This window comes from Polynucleobacter sp. UK-Kesae-W10 (assembly GCF_018881575.1).
In the GTDB taxonomy this organism is placed as follows: Bacteria; Pseudomonadota; Gammaproteobacteria; order Burkholderiales; family Burkholderiaceae; genus Polynucleobacter.
Genome location: NZ_JACVQB010000006.1, coordinates 1 through 23,337, shown reverse-complemented (window position 1 = coordinate 23,337; position 23,337 = coordinate 1). Strand labels below are relative to the sequence as shown.

General features: G+C 46.8%; 18 protein-coding genes. 11 read left to right on the top strand and 7 right to left on the bottom strand.

The window, feature by feature from the left end:
• Nucleotides 1-7: 7 nt before the first annotated feature.
• Complete coding sequence (recG, locus tag ICN24_RS09150; protein WP_216223242.1) at nucleotides 8-2,077, bottom strand: ATP-dependent DNA helicase RecG; 2,070 nt, start codon at nucleotides 2,075-2,077, stop codon at nucleotides 8-10.
• A gap of 30 nt (nucleotides 2,078-2,107) precedes the next feature.
• On the opposite strand from recG, the gene queA reads away from it, so the two are divergent.
• From queA to secF, 5 genes are all read left to right on the top strand, one after another.
• Complete coding sequence (queA, locus tag ICN24_RS09145; protein ID WP_216223241.1) at nucleotides 2,108-3,154, top strand: tRNA preQ1(34) S-adenosylmethionine ribosyltransferase-isomerase QueA; 1,047 nt, start codon at nucleotides 2,108-2,110, stop codon at nucleotides 3,152-3,154.
• Complete coding sequence (tgt, locus tag ICN24_RS09140) at nucleotides 3,151-4,308, top strand: tRNA guanosine(34) transglycosylase Tgt (RefSeq protein ID WP_216223240.1); 1,158 nt, start codon at nucleotides 3,151-3,153, stop codon at nucleotides 4,306-4,308. The genes queA and tgt overlap by 4 nt, the downstream gene beginning before the upstream one ends.
• A gap of 133 nt (nucleotides 4,309-4,441) precedes the next feature.
• A complete protein-coding gene (gene yajC, locus ICN24_RS09135) occupies nucleotides 4,442-4,768 on the top strand; it encodes a preprotein translocase subunit YajC (RefSeq protein ID WP_216223239.1) in 327 nt (108 codons plus the stop codon).
• A gap of 25 nt (nucleotides 4,769-4,793) precedes the next feature.
• On the top strand, nucleotides 4,794-6,653 hold the full coding sequence (gene secD / locus ICN24_RS09130) for a protein translocase subunit SecD (protein WP_216223238.1): 1,860 nt from the start codon (nucleotides 4,794-4,796) through the stop codon (nucleotides 6,651-6,653).
• A gap of 3 nt (nucleotides 6,654-6,656) precedes the next feature.
• Nucleotides 6,657-7,631, top strand: coding sequence for a protein translocase subunit SecF (gene secF, locus ICN24_RS09125; RefSeq protein ID WP_216223235.1), 975 nt, complete (start codon nucleotides 6,657-6,659; stop codon nucleotides 7,629-7,631).
• An 11-nt stretch (nucleotides 7,632-7,642) separates the two neighbouring features.
• Here secF and ICN24_RS09120 read toward each other — a convergent pair whose 3' ends face one another.
• Together ICN24_RS09120 and purB are read right to left on the bottom strand one after the other, a co-directional pair.
• On the bottom strand, nucleotides 7,643-9,004 hold the full coding sequence (locus ICN24_RS09120) for a 3-deoxy-D-manno-octulosonic acid transferase (RefSeq protein WP_216223234.1): 1,362 nt from the start codon (nucleotides 9,002-9,004) through the stop codon (nucleotides 7,643-7,645).
• Nucleotides 9,001-10,380 carry an adenylosuccinate lyase gene (gene purB / locus ICN24_RS09115; protein WP_216223232.1) on the bottom strand — a complete coding sequence of 460 codons (1,380 nt, stop codon included), beginning with the start codon at nucleotides 10,378-10,380 and terminating at the stop codon, nucleotides 9,001-9,003. The genes ICN24_RS09120 and purB overlap by 4 nt, the downstream gene beginning before the upstream one ends.
• 95 nt (nucleotides 10,381-10,475) lie before the next feature.
• On the opposite strand from purB, the gene ICN24_RS09110 reads away from it, so the two are divergent.
• On the top strand, nucleotides 10,476-11,090 hold the full coding sequence (locus ICN24_RS09110) for a glutathione S-transferase (protein ID WP_216223231.1): 615 nt from the start codon (nucleotides 10,476-10,478) through the stop codon (nucleotides 11,088-11,090).
• Nucleotides 11,091-11,101: 11 nt separating this feature from the next.
• Here ICN24_RS09110 and mnmA read toward each other — a convergent pair whose 3' ends face one another.
• Nucleotides 11,102-12,214, bottom strand: coding sequence for a tRNA 2-thiouridine(34) synthase MnmA (gene mnmA / locus ICN24_RS09105; protein WP_216223230.1), 1,113 nt, complete (start codon nucleotides 12,212-12,214; stop codon nucleotides 11,102-11,104).
• A gap of 176 nt (nucleotides 12,215-12,390) precedes the next feature.
• Here mnmA and ICN24_RS09100 point away from each other — a divergent pair, with 176 nt between their 5' ends.
• The 5 genes from ICN24_RS09100 to ICN24_RS09080 all read left to right on the top strand — a co-directional run bounded on the left by ICN24_RS09100 (nucleotide 12,391) and on the right by ICN24_RS09080 (nucleotide 16,978).
• Nucleotides 12,391-13,521, top strand: a complete 1,131-nt coding sequence (locus ICN24_RS09100) for a Re/Si-specific NAD(P)(+) transhydrogenase subunit alpha (protein WP_216223229.1) — start codon at nucleotides 12,391-12,393, stop codon at nucleotides 13,519-13,521.
• A gap of 22 nt (nucleotides 13,522-13,543) precedes the next feature.
• Nucleotides 13,544-13,882, top strand: a complete 339-nt coding sequence (locus ICN24_RS09095; protein WP_216165126.1) for a proton-translocating transhydrogenase family protein — start codon at nucleotides 13,544-13,546, stop codon at nucleotides 13,880-13,882.
• Nucleotides 13,883-13,923: 41 nt separating this feature from the next.
• The gene (locus ICN24_RS09090) at nucleotides 13,924-15,291 is read left to right on the top strand and encodes an NAD(P)(+) transhydrogenase (Re/Si-specific) subunit beta (RefSeq protein WP_216223221.1); all 1,368 of its coding nucleotides are present in this window, start codon (nucleotides 13,924-13,926) and stop codon (nucleotides 15,289-15,291) included.
• Between the two features lie 154 nt (nucleotides 15,292-15,445).
• The gene (locus tag ICN24_RS09085; protein ID WP_216223213.1) at nucleotides 15,446-16,267 is read left to right on the top strand and encodes a hypothetical protein; all 822 of its coding nucleotides are present in this window, start codon (nucleotides 15,446-15,448) and stop codon (nucleotides 16,265-16,267) included.
• 12 nt (nucleotides 16,268-16,279) lie between these two features.
• Nucleotides 16,280-16,978, top strand: a complete 699-nt coding sequence (locus ICN24_RS09080; RefSeq protein ID WP_216223211.1) for a hypothetical protein — start codon at nucleotides 16,280-16,282, stop codon at nucleotides 16,976-16,978.
• An 88-nt stretch (nucleotides 16,979-17,066) separates the two neighbouring features.
• Here the strand turns inward: ICN24_RS09080 and groL are convergent, their stop codons facing one another.
• The 3 genes from groL to ICN24_RS09065 form a co-directional block, all read right to left on the bottom strand.
• Nucleotides 17,067-18,719: a chaperonin GroEL gene (gene groL / locus ICN24_RS09075; RefSeq protein WP_216223209.1), complete on the bottom strand. Its 1,653-nt coding sequence runs from the start codon at nucleotides 18,717-18,719 to the stop codon at nucleotides 17,067-17,069.
• A 28-nt stretch (nucleotides 18,720-18,747) separates the two neighbouring features.
• Nucleotides 18,748-19,038 carry a co-chaperone GroES gene (locus ICN24_RS09070; RefSeq protein ID WP_173956397.1) on the bottom strand — a complete coding sequence of 97 codons (291 nt, stop codon included), beginning with the start codon at nucleotides 19,036-19,038 and terminating at the stop codon, nucleotides 18,748-18,750.
• 361 nt (nucleotides 19,039-19,399) lie between these two features.
• Nucleotides 19,400-23,337: S-layer family protein (locus tag ICN24_RS09065; protein ID WP_216223207.1), on the bottom strand; the 3,938-nt coding region annotated here is incomplete at its 5' end.

Below are 23,337 nucleotides of genomic sequence, written 5' to 3'. Positions count from 1 at the left end.
GGGTGCATTATGCCTTTAGGAATTCTGCGCGCGAACCCAGCCAGCGCTCTAAATGCCGCTCAACGACATCCCCATGATTTGCTAATAAGCGATCAGCAGCTTGCTGAGCCAATTCAATCAACCAAGCGTCCCGCCCCAGATCCACAAAACGCAACATCGCATCGCCAGATTGCTTGGCCCCTAAAAGCTCACCTGGTCCACGTAGAGATAAATCGCGCTCAGCAATGACAAAGCCATCAGAAGTCTCGCGCAAGGTTTGCAAACGCTCTTTCGCCGCCATTGATAAGGGTTCCGCATACATCAGAATGCATACTGAATCAGCAGAGCCGCGGCCTACCCGGCCCCGTAACTGATGAATCTGAGCATAGCCAAAGCGCTCAGCATGCTCAATCACCATCAAGGCTGCATTTGGCACATCCACCCCCACCTCAATGACGGTGGTAGCGACTAAGAGCTGAATCTCATTCGCTTTAAAGGCTGCCATCACTGCAGCCTTTTCATCTGCTTTCAATCGCCCATGTACTAAGCCAACCTTAAAGTCTGGTAAAGCCTGGGTGAGCTGCTCAAAACTTTCTACTGCAGTTTGCAATTGGAGCACTTCTGACTCTTCGATTAAGGGACATACCCAATAAGCCTGCAAGCCTTTTGATAACCAACTCTGCAAGCCGCTAATCACCTCATCGCGCCGACTCGCCTTAACTACTTTTGTCGCAATCGGTTTACGACCAGGAGGCAATTCATCAATTACCGAAACATCTAAGTCAGCGTAATACGTCATCGCCAAGGTACGCGGTATCGGCGTAGCAGACATCATTAATTGATGGCAGTAGAACAATTCTGAACCCAGACGTTGCTGAATCTCCAACCGCTGACGAACCCCAAATCGATGTTGCTCATCAATCACTGCCAAACCCAATTTTGAAAAACTGACGCTCTCCTGAATCAAAGCATGGGTACCAATAATCAGTTGCGCTTCACCGCTCTCGATAATTTCTTGAGCCAGCCGCTTTTCCTTTGCCTTCAAGCTACCGGACAACCAGGCAACTTTGACGCCCAGTGGCTCAAACCATTCCTTCATCTTCAAGTAATGTTGTTCAGCCAAAATTTCGGTTGGTGCCATCACTGCAGCTTGGTAGCCATGATCGATTACGCGCGCCGCAGCTAATGCTGCAACGATCGTTTTTCCGCTTCCCACATCGCCCTGCAAAAGGCGATTCATCGGAAACGATTTTGCTAAGTCACCACCAATTTCGTTCCAAACACGGATCTGCGCCTGAGTTAACTCAAACGGCAGAGCATTAATCAAGCCGGTCTCTAAGCCTTTGCCAGCTTGAGGCACCTTAGCAAAACTGGGGGCATGGCGTTCCCGTCGAATCGCGTGTGCACGTTTTAACGAAATTTGTTGAGCGAGTAATTCCTCGAACTGCACTCTGCGCCAAGCAGGATGAGTTCGCTCGAGTAAGGATTGCGTATCCGCATCTGCTGGGGGTTGATGCAAATACGTGATCGCTGCCTGTAGGTTTGGCCAATCATTACTTGGCAACACTTCTCGCATTAATGCTGGCGGCAAAAACTCAGCCAAACTATGTTGCAAACTTGGATCACGCAATGCTTGAGCTACCGCCTTGCGAATAATAGTTTGCGATACACCGGCACTGGCTGGATAGACTGGTGTCAGACTTGTTGGTAACGGTGCATCTGGAGCAACGGCACGCACTGTTGGATGCACCATCTCGGGCCCCTGAAATCCTTCCCGAATGTCACCGCGTACCCGAATATGACTACCGACAGCCATCTGCTTTTGCTGACTAGGGTAGAAATTGAGAAAACGTAAATTGAGGGTTTCTGTCTCATCTTCCAGGGTCACCAACATTTGTCGTCTTGGGCGAAATAAGACTTGATTCCGGATCACCACACCCTGGGTTTGAACCGAGGCAAACCTTCCCTGAATCAGGGCTTCTTCAATGGTAAGTAGCTGGGTCTCATCCTCATATCGAGATGGCAGGTGCAAAGCAAGGGCCATGGGGCTGTCTAAACCCATTTTTTGGAGTGTGTTTGGCGCTTGCTTGGTAGTCATCGTTAAAATCCAATACCTGATGGTAATGCTATGCAACTCTCCGACTTCAATTACGAACTCCCCGACGAACTAATCGCCCAACACCCTTTGGCGAATAGAACCGATAGTCGCCTCTTGGAAATCAGGCTAAACGGGGGAAATTGCGCCCAATTCATAGACCGACAGTTTAAGGACATCCTCAGTCTGATGAAAGCTGGCGACTTATTAGTCTTTAATGACACCAAGGTTATTCCAGCCCGACTTCATGGAAAAAAGGAGACGGGAGGTAATGTTGAGCTCCTAATTGAGCGCATTAGTGGCGACCAACAAGCTTGGGTTCAAATTAGGGCCTCCAAGGTTCCGAAAACCGGCTCCATCGTGCACATACACAATCAAGCGGGTGAGTCTTTGCCAGTGGAGATGATCGGTTATGACGGGCGCTTTTATGAGGTTCGCTTTCCAGAAAACGTTTTTGCTCTGCTTGAGCGGTTTGGCGAGCTACCATTGCCTCCGTATATTGAACACCAACCGGATGGCAAAGACGCACAACGCTATCAAACCGTAGTCGCTAAAAATCCAGGAGCAGTAGCTGCACCGACTGCAGGACTTCACTTTGATGAAGCCATCTTGCAGCAATTAAGCGATTTGGGTGTAGCGCAAGCTAGCGTCACTTTGCATGTGGGTGCAGGAACGTTTACACCAGTTCGCGAAGAGGATCTTTCTAAACATAAGATGCACTATGAATGGTTTTCGATTCCACCAGAAACGCTGAATGCCATCACCGATACTCAACGTAATGGTGGTCGCGTCATTGCCGTTGGCACCACGAGCCTACGAGCCCTAGAGAGCCAGGCAGCAACAGGTCAAAGCAGCGGAGAAACGAATCTGTTTATTACACCGGGATTTAAATTCAAAACCGTAGATTGCTTGCTCACCAACTTTCACCTACCAAAATCTACTTTATTAATGTTAGTAAGCGCATTTGCTGGCATGGAAAATATCCGCGCAGCTTACCAACATGCCATTCATCAAAAATATCGCTTCTTCAGCTATGGTGATGCGATGTTCCTTTGCCGACTAGAAAACACCACAATATGACCAAACCTGTTCACTTTAATATTTTGGCGCGCGACTCTCAGAGCCCTGCTCGCCTTGGTCAACTCGATCTCCCGCACGGTAGCGTACAAACACCCATCTTCATGCCTGTTGGAACCTATGGCACTGTAAAAGCGATGACGCCTCGCGATCTCAATGAAGCCAAGGCACAAATTATTTTAGGGAACACTTTTCATCTGTGGTTGCGCCCCGGACTAGATGTCATCAAAAAACATGGTGGTCTGCATCGCTTCATGGGATGGGATAAGCCCATCCTCACTGACTCAGGCGGCTTTCAGGTATTTAGCCTAGGCGCCTTAAGAAAAATTTCCGAGGAAGGTGTCACTTTCGCCTCCCCGATTAATGGCGACAAACTCTTTATGTCACCAGAAGTCTCAATGGAAATTCAGGCTGTTTTAAATAGCGATATCGCGATGCAATTTGATGAGTGCACCCCATACGAAATTAAGGGTCAACCAACTTCAGAAAAAACGGCACGCGCATCACTAGAGATGTCATTACGCTGGGGTGACCGCTCACTTAAACGTTTTCGTGAACTCAACACTGGTAATGGCCTTTTTGGAATTGTCCAAGGTGGCATGTTCGAAAATCTACGTGAATTTTCGCTGGATGCTGTGAGTCAACAAGGATTTGATGGGATTGCGATTGGTGGTCTTTCTGTTGGTGAGCCCAAGCCTGAATTTGAGCGGATTCTCAATTTCACGGCACCTAAATTACCTGAACACATGCCGCACTACCTCATGGGAGTTGGCACACCGGAAGACCTGATGCTGGGCGTTAGCCTAGGAATTGATATGTTTGACTGCGTGATGCCGACTCGGAATGCCCGCAATGGTTGGCTCTTTACGCGTTTTGGTGATCTGAAATTGCGCAATTCTGGATATAAAGACGATGATCGCCCCCTCGATCCTACCTGTGCTTGCTATACCTGCCAAAATTTCACTCGATCCTACTTAAACCACCTCCAAAAGGCCAACGAAATCCTGGGGTCGCAACTCAACACTATTCACAACCTCTCGTATTACCTTCAGCTCATGGCCGAGGTCAGAGAAGCTCTCAGCAAAGACCGTTTTAGCGCATATCGCGAAGAATTCCACGCCAATCGCCAGCGTGGGGTCGAGCCTGGACAGGATTAATAGCCCTAGAGGGGGATAAACCCCCTCAAATCGCCCTCAAAACCCCACACAGTTTAGAATTGCGGGTTTACGGCTTTCTATTGAAAGCCTAAAAACGAAGCAGTTTCCAATTGGTAATTAACGGAGGTTTTGTATGTGGATTAGTAACGCTTTTGCTCAGGCTCCAGCCGCGGGCGCAGATGCTGGTGGCTTGATGAGCTTCCTACCTTTAATTTTGATGTTTGCAGTGTTGTACTTCATCATGATTCGCCCACAAATGAAGCGTCAAAAAGAAACTAAAGCCATGCTTGAAGCATTGGCAGTTGGTGATGAAGTGGTCACTGTTGGTGGCATCTTAGGCAAAGTAACTGCCTTAAAAGATCAGGTAGTTACCGTTGAAATTTCTGCAGGCACTGAAGTGCAATTACAAAAAGGTGCTATCACTACAGTATTGCCAAAAGGCACTCTGAAGTCTGCTTAATACGTTTGCTTAAAAGTATCTCAATATGAACCGCTACCCTCTCTGGAAATATTTAGTTATCGCCGCTGCTTTACTGATCGGCGGACTTTATTCACTACCCAATTTCTATGGTGAGGCTCCAGCGGTTCAAGTCTCCTCTGCCAAGCCCACTATCAAAGTGGATTTGGCAACAGAATCTAAAGTAGAAAAAATCCTATCGGATGCCAATATCAATAGCACTGGCGTATTTTTTGAAAGCGCTGGTAATGTTGGCTCTATCAAGATTCGCTTTAACGATACCGATATTCAATTGCGTGCACGTGATTTACTGCAGCAAAAATTGAATGCGGATCAAAATGATCCAAATTACACCGTTGCACTCAACCTCTTATCTAATACGCCTGGCTGGCTAAATGCTATTAATGCCCTGCCGATGCCTTTGGGCCTCGATTTACGTGGCGGCGTTTATTTCCTGCTGCAGGTCGATATGAAGGGAGCAGTGCAGAAGAAAGTGACAGCACTAGCAACAGATATTCGCAGTCAATTGCGTGATAAAAAAATTCGCCATCAAGGCATTGATCGCACCGCTGACTCCATCGCGATTAACTTTGGTAGCGCAGAGGAAGCCAGTGAAGCAAAGACTCTGTTGACAACCATACAACCAGATCTCATTTGGCAAGTCAAAACTTCTGGCGGCGCCGTCAAATTGATGGGTGAATTTCAGCCCAAGGCTTTAAAAGAAATTCAAGATAATGCCGTTAAACAAAACATCATTACGCTCAATAAGCGCGTCAATGAATTGGCAGTTAAAGAGCCGGTGATTCAACAGCAAGGCGCTGAGCGTATTGTGGTTCAACTCCCAGGTGTGCAGGACACTGCCCGTGCCAAAGACATCATTGGTCGTACCGCTACCCTGGAATCTCGCTTGGCAGATCCCTTGGTCTCCAGTATTGCTATTGGCGAAATGCCACCTCCTGGCATGGATACATTCCGCTTTGGTGAAAATCGTCTGGGCGTCTTCAAGAAATCCGTGATTTTCAGTGGCGATAGCATTACAGATGCCAGCGCTGGCTTTGATCAAAACCAACGCCCAGCAGTCAACATCTCTTTAGATGCTACTGGTGGTCGCGTGATGCAAGAAGTGACCCGTGAAAACATCGGCAAACCGATGGGAATGATTTTGTTTGAAAAAGGCAAAGGTGAGGTTCTCACCATCGCCACTATTCAAGGCGAGTTTGGCTCTAAGTTCCAAATCACAGGTCAAGCGACTACCGAGAGCGCTAATGACTTGGCGCTTCTACTCCGTGCCGGCTCGTTGGCTGCACCAATGGAGATTATTGAAGAACGTACGATTGGACCAAGCTTAGGCGCCGAGAATATTGAAAAGGGTTTTAAATCACTTTTAATTGGATTTACAGCAATTTCCATTTTCATGGTGGCTTATTACTTATTGTTTGGCACCTTCTCTGTAGTGGCGTTAGCGGTGAACTTATTGCTGCTGATTTCTGTACTGTCCATGCTGCAAGCAACTCTGACCCTGCCCGGCATTGCTGCGATGGCACTGGCGCTCGGTATGGCGATTGACTCCAACGTGTTAATTAATGAACGTATCCGTGAAGAACTACGCAATGGCTCTTCACCACAAACAGCAATTGCTGTTGGCTTTGATAAAGCATGGGCAACCATTTTGGATTCAAACGTCACCACCTTAATTGCCGGCTTAGCACTCCTAGCCTTTGGCTCTGGCCCGATTAAGGGCTTTGCGGTAGTGCACTGCCTAGGTATTTTGACTTCGATGTTCTCAGCTGTCTTTTTCTCGCGTGGTCTTGTCAACCTTTGGTACGGCAGACACAAAAAGATTCAAAAGCTCGCGATTGGCCAAGTTTGGCGCCCACAGGAGAAATAAGCCATGGAATTTTTTCGCATCAAAAAAGATATCCCATTCATGCGCCATGCTTTGGTGCTCAATGCGATTTCTTTAATTACCTTTTTAGCCGCCGTCTTTTTCCTTTGGCACAACGGGCTACACCTCTCCATTGAATTTACTGGCGGCACTGTTATGGAGGTGAGTTATCCTCAAACAGCACCCCTTGACTCCATTCGCTCTAAAGTTGAAAAACTGGGTTACGCAGACACCCAAATTCAAAACTTTGGTAGCTCACGCGATGTCATGATTCGCCTGCCATTACAAAAAGATACTGAAGGTAAGCTCATTTCCTCGGCAGATCAGAGCACTGCAGTCATGAAGGCATTAGACCCAGCTACTACTGGCGTGAAACTACAGCGCGTTGAGTTTGTGGGTCCGCAGGTAGGCCAGGAACTTGCTATTGATGGCCTCAAAGCCTTGATTTTTGTGATTATCGGCATTGTGGTTTACCTCTCATTCCGCTTTGAGTGGAAATTTGCTCTTGCCGGCATCATCGCGAACTTGCATGACGTGGTGATTATTTTGGGCTTCTTTGCCTTCTTTCACTGGGAGTTCTCGCTCTCTGTGTTGGCAGCTGTTCTTGCAGTCCTGGGTTACTCGGTTAATGAATCTGTCGTGATCTTTGACCGTATTCGCGAAAACTTCCGCAAATACCGCAAGATGAATACCCGCGAGATTATCGATAACGCAATTACCAGCACCATTAGTCGTACAGTCATTACTCACGGCAGTACTGAGATGATGGTCTTAGCAATGTTGATCTTTGGTGGCCCTACATTGTTTTACTTTGCCTTGGCTCTCACCATTGGCATCTTGTTTGGCATCTACTCTTCCGTCTTCGTTGCCGCTGCTTTAGCAATGTGGTTAGGTGTAACACGCGAAGATTTAGTTAAAGGTGATAAAAAGCCTGATGACAATGCGCGTAATGATGACCCAAACTTCGGGGCACGAGTTTAATTACTCAGTTACTAGCTTAAAGAAAAGTTTTGTTGATCAAGGGCGGCTAAGATTTTTTTAGTTGCCCCTTGATGCTCAACGGAGTAGGCAATCGCAGCCGCACTCATCTGCGCCAGCTCAGCGCGATTGGAGAGTAAGCCCTTTAAAGCCTCAGTCAGGGCAACTGCCTCGCCTAATAACAAATCCCCGTTCACCCGTTTAGCGGCACCCATGGCAATGGCGTCTAAAGCTGCCTGCTGGAAATTGTAGGTATGTTCACCAAGCAATACCGGGCAACCAGCTGCGCAGGCCTCAATCAAGTTTTGACCACCAAATGGCAATAAGCTACCGCCCATCACCACCAAATCTGAGGCGCTGTAGTACATCGGCATCTCGCCCATAGAGTTGCCTAAGACGACGTCCAACTTGGCACTCTCTGTTGGGGTATCCAGCCATTCTGTGCGGCGACGAAATGTTAAGCCGGCTGCCTCAATCTGATGGGCGACCTCTGCAAAACGCTCTGGATGACGGGGCACCAAACATAACAGGGGTTGTACCTCAAAAGCATTGCTGAGTAATAGCCCCTTCCAGGCTCGCAAAATAATTGCCTCCTCACCATCACGCGTGCTAGCAGCGCAAACCATGAGACGCTTGGCTGCATGCAATTCCCCTTGCCAAGTCTTGCCTTGTTTCACCAGCTTGGAATCCAATGGGACATCGAATTTGAGGTTTCCACTAACAATGACATTGCGAACACCTAAACTGCGATAGCGTTCTGCATCAAATTCAGTTTGTGCCAAGATACCAGCAAAGGCCTGAAATAAAGCGCGCCCTGCATTGCCAAATTGGCTCACGCGACGCGCGCTGCGCTCCGATAAACGCGCATTGACCAAGAACAATGGTAGGCTAAGATCCTTGCAACGAAACACCACTGTTGGCCACGCTTCGGTTTCCATAAAAAGGCCAAACTTGGGCTTAAAGCTGCGCAAGAAATGTTCCACAGACCAGCACAGGTCGTAGGGCAAATAAACCTGACGAATTTTTCCAGCAGCAATTGCCTGCCCAAAGAGCTGTTTACCGGTCCGGCGACCATTCAAGGTCATGTGCGTCAAGAGAATGGACTCCCCGCGTGCAAGATAAGCCTCAATCAATGGCTGTGCAGCACGCGTTTCACCAACGGAGACCGCATGAATCCAAATAGATCCCTGGGTGATGAGCTTGCCATACCCAAAGCCAAGGCGCTCAGGAATGTGATGGAGATAAGCAAATGAGTGGCGTGCGCGCCAAACCAGGCGTATGAAGGCTAATGGCAATAACAGATGCCACAGCAATTGATAAACAGCAAACCAGAACCGAGGACGCGCCCCGTATTCTGAATTCGAGGTCACACTCACTTTTTGAGACGTTCGGTCAATTCGACCGCCTTACCCAAATAAGAAGATGGCGTCATTTCGAGTAAGCGCGTTTTTGCATCCTCTGGAATCTTCAGGCCGCGAATAAAGTTTTGCAAATCTAATTGATTAATACCTTTGCCGCGAGTGAGTTCTTTTAATTGCTCATACGGATTCTCGATGCCATAACGACGCATGACGGTCTGCACTGGCTCGGCCAATACTTCCCAGCACTCATCTAAATCGGCAGCAATAGCAGCATGATTAACTTCTAACTTACCTAGTCCACGTAATGCGCTGTCATATGCAAGTACGCTGTGGCCAAAAGCAGGCCCTAAATTACGCAATACTGTGGAATCGGTCAGGTCACGCTGCCAACGAGAAATCGGTAATTTTTCTGCAAGGTGACGCAACAAAGCATTGGCTACACCTAAGTTACCTTCTGAATTTTCAAAATCAATTGGATTGACTTTGTGTGGCATGGTTGAAGAACCAATCTCGCCAGCCTTAGTGCGCTGCTTGAAATAACCCACTGAAATGTATGCCCAGAAATCACGATCCATATCCAACAGGATGGTATTGGCGCGGGCAATCGCATCAAATAACTGTGCCATGCCATCGTGCGGCTCAATCTGAATGGTGTATGGGTTAAATGTAAGACCTAAGCGCTTCTCAACGACATTCTTGGAAAAATTTTCCCAATCAAAATCAGGGTAGGCAGACAAGTGTGCGTTGTAGTTACCTACCGCACCATTCATTTTGCCCAGCAACGGGGCTGCAGCAATAGATTCGATCGCACGCTCTAAGCGCTTAGCAATATTGGCAATCTCTTTACCCAAAGTGCTTGGTGAAGCAGGTTGACCGTGCGTACGAGATAACAAAGGAACCTTGGCATTTTCAATTGCCAAATCGGTCAACACGGAAAGAACTTTTTTCAGTTGCGGTAGCAATACTTCATCGCGTGCACCACGCAACATCAAACCGTGTGATGTATTGTTGATATCTTCTGAGGTGCAGGCAAAGTGAATAAATTCGCTAGCTTTTAAAAGATCAGGGCGACCAGCCACTTTTTCTTTTAAGAAATATTCAACCGCTTTGACATCATGATTGGTCACCGCTTCGATATCTTTAATACGCTGCGCATCCGCGTCAGAGAATTGCTCTGGTAAGGACAATAAAAAAGCTTCATCAGCAGCGCTGATTTTTGGCACGTCTGGTAAACCAGCCGCTGCCAAGGCTAGGAGCCAATGAATTTCCACAAAAACACGTTGGCGCATGAAAGCGGCTTCAGAGAGCCATGGACGCAGAGCATCCAATTTGCCGGCATAGCGACCATCTAAAGGGGAAAGGGCATTAAGGGTAGAAAGCGGCTGACTCACGAATATTGCCTTTGCATTGAATATGTCAATAAAAGCTAATTTTAATGCGTTCTGGGCTCAAGCAAGCCCTCAGCAGGGTCGCTATACTCTGCCTTATGAAACTAATCGGATCCCTCACCAGCCCCTATGTACGTAAAGTACGCATCGTTTTTTCTGAGAAAAAGCTCGATGTAGACCTTCATTTAGAGAATGTATGGGCTGCAGACACCAAAATCGCCCAATCTAACCCCCTAGGGAAGGTTCCCTGCCTGATTTTGGACGATGGTGAGGCCATTTATGACTCTAGAGTCATTGCCGAGTATGCGGATGCCCTGAGCCCTGTCAGCAAGCTTATTCCGGCTGATCATCGCGAGCGCGCAACCGTAAAGACCTGGGAAGCCCTAGCTGATGGCATCTTGGATGCTGGTATTTTGGCCAGATTGGAACTGACCCTGCGTCCTGCAGAACAGCAGAGTCAAACTTGGGTTCAGCGCCAGATGGGAAAAATTGACACCGCATTACGTCAAATGTCCGAGCTGCTTGGTGAAAATGCCTGGTGTCATGGCAATCAAATGACTTTGGCAGACGTTGCTGTGGGTTGCGCTGTTGGATATTTATTATTCCGCTTCCCGGACATTCAATGGCAAGCGCAGTATCCGAATTTAGATCGCCTGTATCAAAAACTGATGCAGCGTACTTCGTTTATAGAAACGACACCGCCAGCGGCTTAACTTAGAATGACTTAGGCGGAAATAATTCCGCCGCCTAAACAAATATCACCGTCATACAAGACGGCAGATTGTCCTGGAGTCACTGCCCATTGCGCCTCTGGAAAACTCAACTGAAAAGTGTGCGCCTGATTTCCAGCACTGAACACACATGCTGAATCCACTTGTCGATAACGTGTCTTCGCAGAGTAATTACCAGCACTTGGCGCCTCACCCGACACCCAACTAGCATCCATTGCCTCAAGCTGCTTGGCCAATAGCCAAGGGTGTTCATGGCCTTGCGCTACATATAAAGTGTTGTTCGCAACATCCTTGCGAGCCACATACCAAGCGTCTCCATTGCCATCTTGGCTACCACCCAAGCCAATGCCTTTACGTTGACCTAGAGTAAAGAATGCCAAGCCCATATGCTCACCAACGACTTTGCCCTCGGGGGTTTTAATAGGACCAGGTGTACGAGGTAGGTACCGATTTAAGAATTCTCTAAAAGGGCGCTCACCGATAAAACAAATTCCAGTGGAATCTTTTTTGCGTGCGTTGTGTAAGCCAATCTTTTCCGCAATGGTTCTCACTTCCGTCTTCGGAATTTCTCCTAAGGGAAACAATACATTGGCTAATTGTTGTTGAGTTAGGCGATGCAAAAAATAACTTTGATCTTTACTAGCATCAAGTGCTTTTAATAATTGCACTTTGCCACCCTCATGGCGCACCCTAGCGTAATGTCCAGTGGCAATTGCATCTGCACCCAGACTCATGGCGTGATCTAAAAAGGCTTTGAACTTAATTTCTGCATTACAAAGTACGTCTGGATTGGGGGTTCGCCCAGCTGCGTACTCACGCAAAAAGTCGGCAAACACACGCTCTCGATATTCAGCAGCAAAATTGACCGCCTCGACATCAATGCCGATCAAATCGGCTACCGAAACGACATCGAGCCAATCTTGGCGGGCAGAGCAATACTCATCGTTATCGTCGTCTTCCCAATTCTTCATGAAAAGGCCGATAACCTCATAGCCCTGCTCTTTCAGCATCCAGGCGGCAACCGATGAATCTACCCCTCCAGACATGCCAATAACGACTTTTCTGGGGTTTGTAGGTGGTATTGCTGAAGAATTGAGCTGGATCATCAAAAAATGCGAGAATTCAATATAAGCTGACAGACCCCATTGTAGAAGTCTTGACCTGATTTGGCAGGATTTTAGGCAAAAAGGATCTTCTCGCTTGTAGGGGTAAGTAAGTGGGCAAATTTTGACCCGCTTAACTAAAATAGATTTTTTATAAATTTTGCTTTTGGAGACATGCCATGCGCATAGGAGTACCACTGGAAACCAGACCTGGGGAAACTCGAGTAGCTGCCACACCAGAAACCGTTAAAAAACTCATTGGCCAGGGCCATGCTGTCGTCATCCAACAGGGTGCCGGCGTGCCTGCCAGCCAGCCTGACTCCGCTTATGAAGCAGTAGGTGCAACGATTGGCAGCGCAGCAGATGCTTTTGGCGCTGAAATCGTTCTGAAAGTTCGCGCTCCTGAGGCAGCTGAACTCAAGCAAATTCAATCTGGCAGCGTGCTTCTAGGCATGCTTGACCCATTTGATAATGACAACATCGCCGCTATGGCTGCTCAAGGCATCACTGCTTTTGCTTTAGAAGCTGCTCCACGAACAACTCGTGCGCAAAGCATGGATGTACTGTCCTCCCAAGCAAACATTGCTGGCTATAAGGCAGTGATGGTTGCGGCCAATGAATATCAACGCTTTATGCCAATGTTAATGACCGCTGCTGGTACTGTTAAAGCAGCTCGTGTATTAATTTTGGGTGCAGGTGTTGCAGGCTTACAAGCCATCGCAACTGCGAAACGCTTGGGCGCTGTAATTGAAGCTTCTGATGTACGCCCAGCCGCGAAAGAACAAATCGAATCCTTGGGCGCTAAGTTTGTTGACGTTCCTTATGAGACTGATGAAGAGCGTGAGATCGCCCAAGGTGTTGGTGGCTATGCTCGCCCAATGCCAGAAGCCTGGATGAAGCGCCAAGCAGCCTTAGTTGCAGAGCGCGCCCAACAAGCAGATATCGTCATTACGACTGCATTGATTCCGGGACGGAAGCCACCAGTACTTTTGCACAGTGACACAGTTGCCAATATGAAACCAGGTTCAGTTGTCATTGACTTAGCTGCTGGCAAGGGTGACAACGGATCCGGTAACTGTCCTTTGACTCAAGCCGATAAAGTAGTAGACGTCAATGGCGTGAAGATTGTTGGTTACACCAACTTAGCTAGCATGGTTGCCGCAGATGCATCTGCCCTGTACTCACGTAACTTGCTTGATTTCATGAAGTTGATTGTGGACAAAGAGGCAAAGCTCGTGATCCCAAGTGATGACGATATCGTTACCGCATGCTTAATGTGTCGCGATGGCCAAGCCATCCGCAAAAACTAACAGTAAAAATTAAGGAAACATTATGGATCTCGCTGCCTTTCAAAGCATCCTGACAGTTCAAAACATCACCGTGTTTGTATTGGCTATTTTTGTTGGCTACCACGTGGTTTGGAACGTTACCCCTGCATTACACACCCCACTCATGGCCGTGACGAATGCAATTTCTGGAATCATTATTGTGGGCGCCCTTCTCCAAACCGAAGTGATTGGTGGAGATGAAATCACTCTGACTAGCGTGATTGGTGCAGTGGCGGTATTTCTAGCCTCCATCAATATTTTTGGTGGCTTTATGGTGACTCGCCGCATGCTGGAGATGTTCAAGAAAAAAGCTCCCAAAGCGGATGCTGCTGCCACTAAATAATTAGAGCAAGACCTCTACAGAGACTACAAGAGACCAAAACAATGTCAAACATCACCGCTATTTCTTATCTCATTTCATCGGTATTGTTCATTCTCGCCTTGCGCGGCTTGTCCTCACCGACTACTTCACGCCAAGGCAACACCTTTGGCATGATCGGCATGCTGCTTGCCGTCATTACTACTTTCTTTATCCCTGAGTTCAAGCCTGCAGTCTCGCTCATCGCTGCTGCTGTAGTAGGTGGCGCCATCATCGGCACTCTTGCTGCTAAGCGCGTACAAATGACCAAGATGCCAGAGCTGGTTGCATTGATGCACTCCTTTGTTGGTTTGTCTGCAGTGTTAATTGCAGTAGCCGCAGTATTTAATACTGCACATGACCATACTGGCGCACAAAAGATTGAGTTATTCATTGGCGCATTCATTGGCGCGATTACCTTTACTGCTTCTGTGATTGCTTTTGGTAAGTTATCAGGCAAAGTCAGCGGCAAACCAGTCAGCTTTACTGGCCAACATTTACTCAACTTAATTCTTGCTATTTCAATGGTTGGTGCCGGTATCGCCTATTACATGGCCGATAGTCACGCAGCCTTCCTTGCAATGTGCGCGATTGCCCTGGTATTAGGCGTTACTTTGATTATCCCCATTGGTGGCGCAGATATGCCAGTGGTGGTATCGATGCTCAACAGCTATTCTGGTTGGGCGGCAGCTGGTATTGGCTTCACACTGAACAACCCCGTATTGATCATTGCAGGCGCCTGCGTAGGCTCTTCTGGTGCGATTCTGTCCTACATCATGTGTAAGGCGATGAACCGCTCTATTCTTGCGGTGCTATTAGGTGGCTTCGGCGCAGAAGCGGCAGCTGGTGGTGGCGATGATGGCGGCCCTAAGAACTACAAAACAGGTTCCCCAGAAGATGCTGCATTCCTTATGGAGAATGCTGACACCGTGATTATTGTTCCTGGATATGGCCTTGCAGTTGCCCGCGCGCAGCATGCCTTAAAAGAATTAACTGAGAAGTTAACGCATCATGGTGTTACCGTGAAGTACGCAATTCACCCTGTGGCCGGTCGTATGCCTGGTCACATGAACGTTCTCCTGGCTGAAGCTGAAGTTCCATACGATCAAGTATTTGAGATGGAAGATATCAACAGTGATTTTGGCCAGGCTGACGTAGTGCTGGTACTCGGTGCAAACGACGTGGTTAACCCCGCAGCCCGCACTCCTGGTAGCCCTATCTTTGGCATGCCAATTTTGGAAGCGTTTAAAGCTAAAACCATTATTGTGAACAAGCGCTCTATGGCAGCTGGTTATGCCGGCCTAGACAATGAGCTCTTCTATATGGATAAAACCATGATGGTCTTCGGTGATGCGAAGAAGGTTGTCGAAGAAATGGTCAAGGCAGTAGAGTAAATAACACTGGCCTGATTCAAAAACCGCCTACGGGCGGTTTTTTTACGTCCTCTCATTAATAAATTGAACATCTTCCAATCGGTAGTAATTGAGAGCCCTTATAAGCTATGACATTTATAATTGTTAGTATATTTAGCATATTAGAGGTGCAATAATGTCGGGCGCTGCAGAGGCTATCAAAAATAAATCTATTCTTATTGTTGGAACTGCAAGAGATGTGGAAGGCGCTATTGCACACACTGTTTCAAAGTTAGCCCATTCATTTTCAGCCTTCCAGAATATTGCTTGGTTAATTATTGAATCCGACAGCTCAGATAGCACTATTGCCGTTTTACAAAAGCTGAGCGCCGATGTTCCAAACTTTCGGTTTATTTCTATGGGGGCGCTCCAGATAACCATGCCACGAAGGACCGAGAGACTGGCAGCCTGTCGAAATGTATACCTTAAAGAAATACGCGAGAACCCTGTTTACGCAGATTTAGACTACGTAGCAGTTGCCGACCTTGATGGTGTAAACAATCTACTTACACCAGAATCTGTGCTTACTTGCTGGACTCGTAATGATTGGGATGTTTGCACTGCCAATCAGGCTGGCCCTTATTATGATATTTGGGCACTTCGTCACCAAGACTGGTCGCCAAATGATTGCTGGGAACAGTTCCGCTTTCTGGAGAGAATGGGTACCCCAAGAGATAAAGGCCTCTTTGCTGCCGTGTATTCCAAAATGCTCAGAATTCCTCGCACTCTTGATTGGATTCCAGTTCAATCTGCGTTTGGTGGCCTAGGAATTTATCGTCGCGAAGCTTTATTAAAGGGGACATATACTGGCCTGAATGCACAAGGTGTAGAAATATGTGACCACCCCACCTTTCATGAGACTCTGATTGCCGATGGTCGCAAGATCTTTATCAATCCGCAATTGATTAATACCGATTACACAGATCACACTAACCACATGAGACTTGCCTTCGTCTAAAAGATTGCTCCTATGAAAAAAATATTGGTATTCCAGTGGTTTGACTGCAAAGATGAGGCAAGACGCAAAGAGCTCTTAGAGTGTATTGACCACAACCTTAGTCTTGCTTTTGATGAATTCATCATCCTCAATGATTCCACTCCAGCACTATTTACGGGGGATAAGATTCAGAACATTCAAACCACCAAGCGAATGACTTTTCAAGACTGGGTTGCCATTTTGAATGATCCCAAGAATCATGGCGCCGTAGTTTGTCTTACCAATACCGACATTAAACTAGACCCAAGCCTACCTAGCAAAAGCGACTTCATTCAGCAGAATCAGTTAATCGCTTTGAGTCGCTATGAAAAAAATGGAGAATTAGCACCAAACCCTTGGGTCACCCAAGATACTTGGGCAGCCATCTCTCAACCCATTCACAATAGCGTTGTTCATCAATCCGCTATTCCTCTTGGAGTTCCTGGCTGCGAGAACCGTATTGCAGAGCTATTTTTTAATGTGGGCTTTGAGGTCATTAACCCCTGCTTGGATATCTTAAATATGCATATTCAAAGCGTCGATAGCATTCACGAGCTGCAGAACAAAGTAGCGGGCACCTATTTGGCCATTCCACCTAGCAATCTGCAGACACAAGGAGGCTACCCTCCTGCTATGCCGATGTACTTCGTATTAAATATGAACAAGATGTTTCAAATCGGCGATCCGTTTTAATTAGCAAAAGCAAGTCAAAAAAAATGCCTGGTCTTTTGAACCAGGCATTTTTGTTTCTACGGCAAGTGAGCCGCGGAATGAACGGCAATTACATCATGCCGCCCATACCACCCATACCACCCATGCCGCCCATATCAGGCATACCGCCACCAGCAGACTCATCTTTTGGTGCATCGGAGATTGCGCAATCGGTAGTCAACAATAAGCCAGCAACAGAAGCTGCATTTACCAATGCTGTCTTAGTTACCTTAGTTGGGTCGATCACACCTTGTGCTACGAGATCACCGTATTCACCAGTCGCTGCGTTGTAGCCATTATTGCCCTTGCTTTCTTGAACGGCATTAACTACTACACCAGCATCTTCACCAGCGTTGCTGACGATAGTACGCAATGGTTCTTGCATAGCACGCAATACGATGCTGATACCAGCGTCTTGATCAGCGTTATCGCCTTTCAAGCCCTTGATACCTTGCATTGCGCGAATCAAGGCTACACCGCCGCCAGGAACAATACCTTCTTCAACCGCAGCACGAGTTGCATGTAATGCATCGTCAACGCGGGCTTTCTTTTCCTTCATTTCAACTTCGGTAGCAGCACCAACACGAATTACTGCAACACCGCCTGCCAACTTGGCAACACGCTCTTGCAATTTTTCTTTGTCGTAATCACTAGTCGCTTCTTCGATCTGAACACGAATGTTCTTCACGCGCGCTTCGATTGCTTTAGCATCGCCAGCACCGTCGATGATGATGGTGTTTTCTTTACCTACTTCGATACGCTTCGCTTGACCTAAGTGCTCAAGAGTAGTTTTCTCGAGTGTGAGGCCGATTTCTTCTGCAATCACAGTACCGCCAGTCAAAATCGCGATGTCTTCCAACATTGCTTTACGACGATCACCGAAACCAGGGGCCTTAACAGCACAGGTCTTAATGATGCCGCGAATATTGTTCACAACCAAAGTTGCCAAGGCTTCGCCTTCAACATCTTCAGCAATGATGAGCAATGGACGACCAGACTTTGCTACTTGCTCGAGTACTGGGAGCAAATCACGGATGTTGGCAATTTTCTTGTCAAACAAGAGTACGAATGGGTTATCCAATACCGCAACTTGTTTTTCAGGCTGATTGATGAAGTATGGAGAGAGATAGCCACGGTCAAACTGCATACCTTCAACTACTTCAAGCTCATCTTCCAAAGACTTACCATCTTCAACAGTGATAACGCCTTCTTTACCTACTTTTTCCATTGCCTCTGCAATGCGCTGACCAATACTGTGGTCGCTGTTGGCAGAGATTGAACCTACTTGAGCGATTTCTTTAGTAGTGGTGCAAGGCTTGCTGATTTTTGCGAGCTCTTCCATTGCAGCAGAAACTGCTTTATCGATGCCGCGCTTCAAATCCATTGGGTTATGGCCTGAAACAACATACTTCATACCTTCGCGAACAATAGACTGAGCCAAAACGGTAGCAGTTGTCGTACCGTCACCAGCGATGTCAGCAGTCTTGGAAGCCACTTCCTTCACCATCTGCGCACCCATGTTTTGAAGCTTGTCTTTGAGTTCAATTTCTTTTGCTACGGACACACCATCTTTAGTGATGGTTGGGCCGCCGAATGAACGCTCGATCACCACGTTGCGACCTTTTGGTCCCAAAGTGGTTTTTACTGCGTTAGCAAGAATGTTTACGCCTTCGACCATCTTGGTGCGAGCGCTATCTCCAAATACAACGTCTTTTGCTGCCATGATTGAATTCCTCTCTTAAATACTGAAATTACTTCTGAACAACAGCCATGATGTCGTCTTCACGCATCACGATGAGCTCTTCGTTGTCCACTTTGACTGTCTGACCAGCGTATTTACCAAACAACACGCGATCGCCTACCTTGACGTCAGGTGCATTTAATTTGCCGCTGTCATCACGCTTACCTGGGCCTACGGCCAATACTTCACCTTGATCAGGCTTTTCTGCCGCAGCATCAGGAATGATGATTCCGGATGCAGTTTTTGATTCTTGATCCAAACGCTTGATGATTACGCGATCATGTAAAGGACGCAAATTCATCTCTTCTCCTATGTTAGTAAGTGTTAACTAATTAAAAATCTATATAAATCAATGCTTTATAATCTCTTCACACGTAGACTAAGGGAAAAACGCCTTAAAAGCGTCTCTTTAGCACTCGCGTGTTGGGAGTGCTGATTATATAGGTCTGCTTCCCAGGATTTCAAGGGCAGTTGTTGGAGTTTTCTAAGGATTGAACTCTGGATACCCGTGATTAAACTCGGAAATCCTTAATAATCAATTAGATAGAATTTTCTGAGCTAAAAATAAGCTAAAAATCGACACAAATGGTGCAATCCATAAACTACCAATCAAACAGATATAGGCCTCGATTTGCCAAGAGCGCTGAAAAAATAAATGCTGATTACCGCATACACCACGGATTATTGGCCTCAAGTCGGACAACACAATCTAGAGTTGGTGCACCTACCGTTACGGAACCGCTGGATTGGTTATATGCGGTTTCGGATGCAAGCTGATGAAGCTCCATTTTGAGTGCGTTTTGCAAAGCTCCTGCTACATTTGCACCTCCACCTAGACTACTACTTACACCTAGGCTGCCACTTCCATTAACGCCAGAGCTAGTCGTATCACCAATATTGTTATAGCTAATCCCAGCGCCATTTAATCCTGAGATAGAGCCGCCATTCATCATCAAATCAATTGGCATTTGGTTAGATGATGCAATGCCACCACCAGCGCCTCCAACGTTAAAGGAAATTACGCCGCCATCCGTTGCAAATATTTGATGTTCAGCTTGAGATGAGCTACCCAGACTGATTGTGTTGGCTGTATAGGTTTGATTGCCGACCGTTGAAACATTACCGACAATATTGATACCTCCAGAATAGCCATAGGTATCGGTAATGACTGGATTTGCCTCATATGGGGTTTGGGTACCAGTCTTAATATCCAGAGCCAATAATGGAGCAATGGAGCCAACGGCCTGATTGATATTTACCGCTGAAGTTAGCCCCGGTTGAATTGAAATCGCCCGGACAAGCAAAGTGTGCGTTCCGGCTGAAGTGTCATCGACTAGATTATTAAATGTAATTGTTGGATCTTCTGACAACAATGTACGCACCATGCCGTTGGAACCATTATCACCAATCTTCACATTACCAGTAAATGTTTGGGTCTCAAAGGTTGTGATATCAGCTTTAATCAAGATAGATCCGGGGGCTTGTACAGAGCCAGCATTAACCACTAACTGATAGATGCTTTGACCTGCCGTGCCATTTTGAAAAGCGTTGTAAAGCGCTTGGTTATAGGCAGTTCCAGCTATTGCGGCCCCAACTCGATCATTAAAGGTGACCGATCCGTTAGAACCTACATTAATGGTTAATGAACGTTTAGCACCAAGTGAATTATCTCCAGCACTCAAAGTGTTATTGAATGTGATGTTGCCATTTATAGAGCTAAGGACCATCGGAGTAATAGTTCCCCCAACTGCATTACCAGCACCCAATGTAACGGCCCCGTTATAGGTTTGATTATTGGCGGTGGTGATATTACTTGCCAATGTTACTGGGCCATCAACCATTAGGGAAGGCAGGGAAGTTACGCCACTGTCCACACTAATTGTTCCACCATTAGAGTTCACTGTACCAATACCTAAAGCAGCAGAGGAACCAATGATCAACCGAGAAGAATTGATGTAAGTGCCACCCGAGTAATTATTATTGCCCGAAAGAGTTAGGGTGCCACCGCCAGATTGGTTAATTGAGCCAGATCCCGAAATTGTGTTTGCAAAGGTTATTGGCAAACCACTAGTAAAGCTAATCGAACCATTGTCAGTAATCGCTGAGGTAGGTGTTAAGGCAGTCATATTGGCAGTGTCATACACCACTGTTTTGTCAGTTGGAATAATAACGGCTGCTACGTTACTCAAAGTTGGTATTGCGCCGCCTTGCCAGTTGCTCGCATTGGACCAATTCCCGCCGGAAGTACCGGTATAAGTCACTGAAGCTAACTGCGTAATCGTACCGATATTAGCGGTCAGCTGATTGCTAGAAAGGACATAGTTTCCAGCATCATTACCGGTCAAACCAACCGATACAGTTACCGACTTACTGCTACCTACATTAGCGTTAGCATAGGTACCCGTTCCCGTGATAACAACCGCATCACCACTCTTAATAGATGAAGTGGCTGCACTGGTATTGAGGGTTAGTCCAGAAATTGCTGTAGTACCGTTATATATCTTACTAATGCCGGAAACACCCAACTGATCGACGGCCAACGTTAAGGGTGACACTGTTAAGGTACCAGTGAGGACAATCGTATTATTAAAGTTAATGCTAGTGTTGGTAATATTTGCAGTCGCTAACTGATAGCCACCCACATTAGTGTTGCTTGAACCACTAGTGCTTGATGCGACTGGAGCAATCGTAAAGCTTGCTATGCCACCAGCACCATCACTCACAGTAAATTGGTTACCAGTAATTACTGGGCTTAGCGTATGAATAATATTGACTGATCCGCTAGGTGGGCAACCAGAAACTGAGCAGCTAAGATATTTGGCGGTAGCGCTATACGTTGGCGCCGTTCCATAAGTTGTGGTTACAGGTGTAACCTGCACTAAGAGCTGATCGGCAGGCACGATGGTGAAGTTACCCGCAGCAGGAGTAATCGTATAGTTGCCATTATTTGCTGTTAGACCGCCAGGCGTTAAAACGCCCGTATACAAACCTGCGCTATTGGTAGAGGCATTACCTCTAATCACTGTTAGAGTGCCGCCAAGCGCCGTGCTAGCGGTTTCACCATTAACAAAGCCAGAGTACACAACACCATTAAAGCCTGCTGTATCAGCCTGCGTAACAAACTTAGATGCATTGTTTGCGGTAATCGTTAATGATGCGGGTGTAATCAGGCTCGTATTAGAGTTTGCCAAAGTCACCGTATAGTTAGATCCGGAATTGCCATCACTAATCGTTGCACTATTTAAGCTTACCGACTTATTGCTACCAACGTTTGGATTATTTCCAGAAAAGACTACAGAGGCTGCCGTGACGCTATCGCCACCGACCAGCTGGCTAGACATTGTCGCCAAATTCGCCGCCGTCATATTGTAGGTATAGCCTCCGTCATAGACTTTGGTTATGGATGGTGCGGTCAGGGTTACAGCAAGAGGTGTAATTGACACGCTGGTATTGGCCACATTAATCGTGTTGTAATTCGATAACAAGAAATTGCCATTTGGAGTTAATACCAAACTATTAACGTCTGCTAACTGCTGATTAGTTTGCACGTTCTTGCTAGCTAAGTCAGCAGTACCGCTGCCCGTAAAGGTCTGACCTCCAACTCCAGTAATCGTCAAACTCGATCCTGCAATCGTAGCGGTGCCGTTATAGGTCTGAGTGCCAGTCAGACTTAAGTTAGCTTTACCTATAGCTAAACTACCATTGCTATAGCTAATGCTGTAGTTGCCTGCTATTGCACCACTTAAGGCATTAGGGGTAATACTCAAACTATCTGCTATTGGTGTGCTGTTCGCATTTAAACCAATTGCATATCCACTTAAGGTAAACGTTTGAGCACCAATACCCGTTGAAACGGTGGTTCCACTTATCGCACTAGCATTGCCTCCATTTAGGCTCACTGTTGCACCTGTATTAATTTGAATGGATCCGTTATAGCTCGGGGTGTTATTGGCGCCACTGATTAATAAGGCGGCAGGACTAATCACTAAGTTACCAATGGTATTACCTGTGCCAGCAATCTGATAGTTTCCATTTGTGATGGCTACTTGCTGAGCATAGGTACCGGCATTAGTTGTAGCTGAGAAGGATACGGGTGTTGAACCGCTATAAAGATTCACACTTGCACCGGGGTTGTCGCTGCCAACCAAACCAGCAAAGGTTGGCGTACTTAATGTAGCCAATGCTCCATAGGTGCTAGTTGCACCAGTTGTGGTGTAAGTAATTACCTTAGAATCAATAGTAGCCGCTACCGCACCACCCGTTAGGGTGTAATTAGCATTGCTCAATACGAAACTATTGGTGGCAAAATTACTATAGCTTGCTGCATTCGCACTTGAGACTGCAGCGGATCCACTAGCAATTGTTGGCATAGCATCACTGTTATATGTGCTACCACTCAGGCTATAAGTATTGGCATTGGTAAATCCGGTATCGCCGTTATAGACCTTGGAAATCGCAATACTCAAAGAAGCTGGATTAACAACATAGTTCACCGCACTGCTTGCTGGATTGAAGGTGTAGTTTGTTGAGCTTAGACCACTAGCGTAAGTTAGGGCATAGGTAGCGGCATTCGATGTTGATGTCGGTGCATTAGTAATTG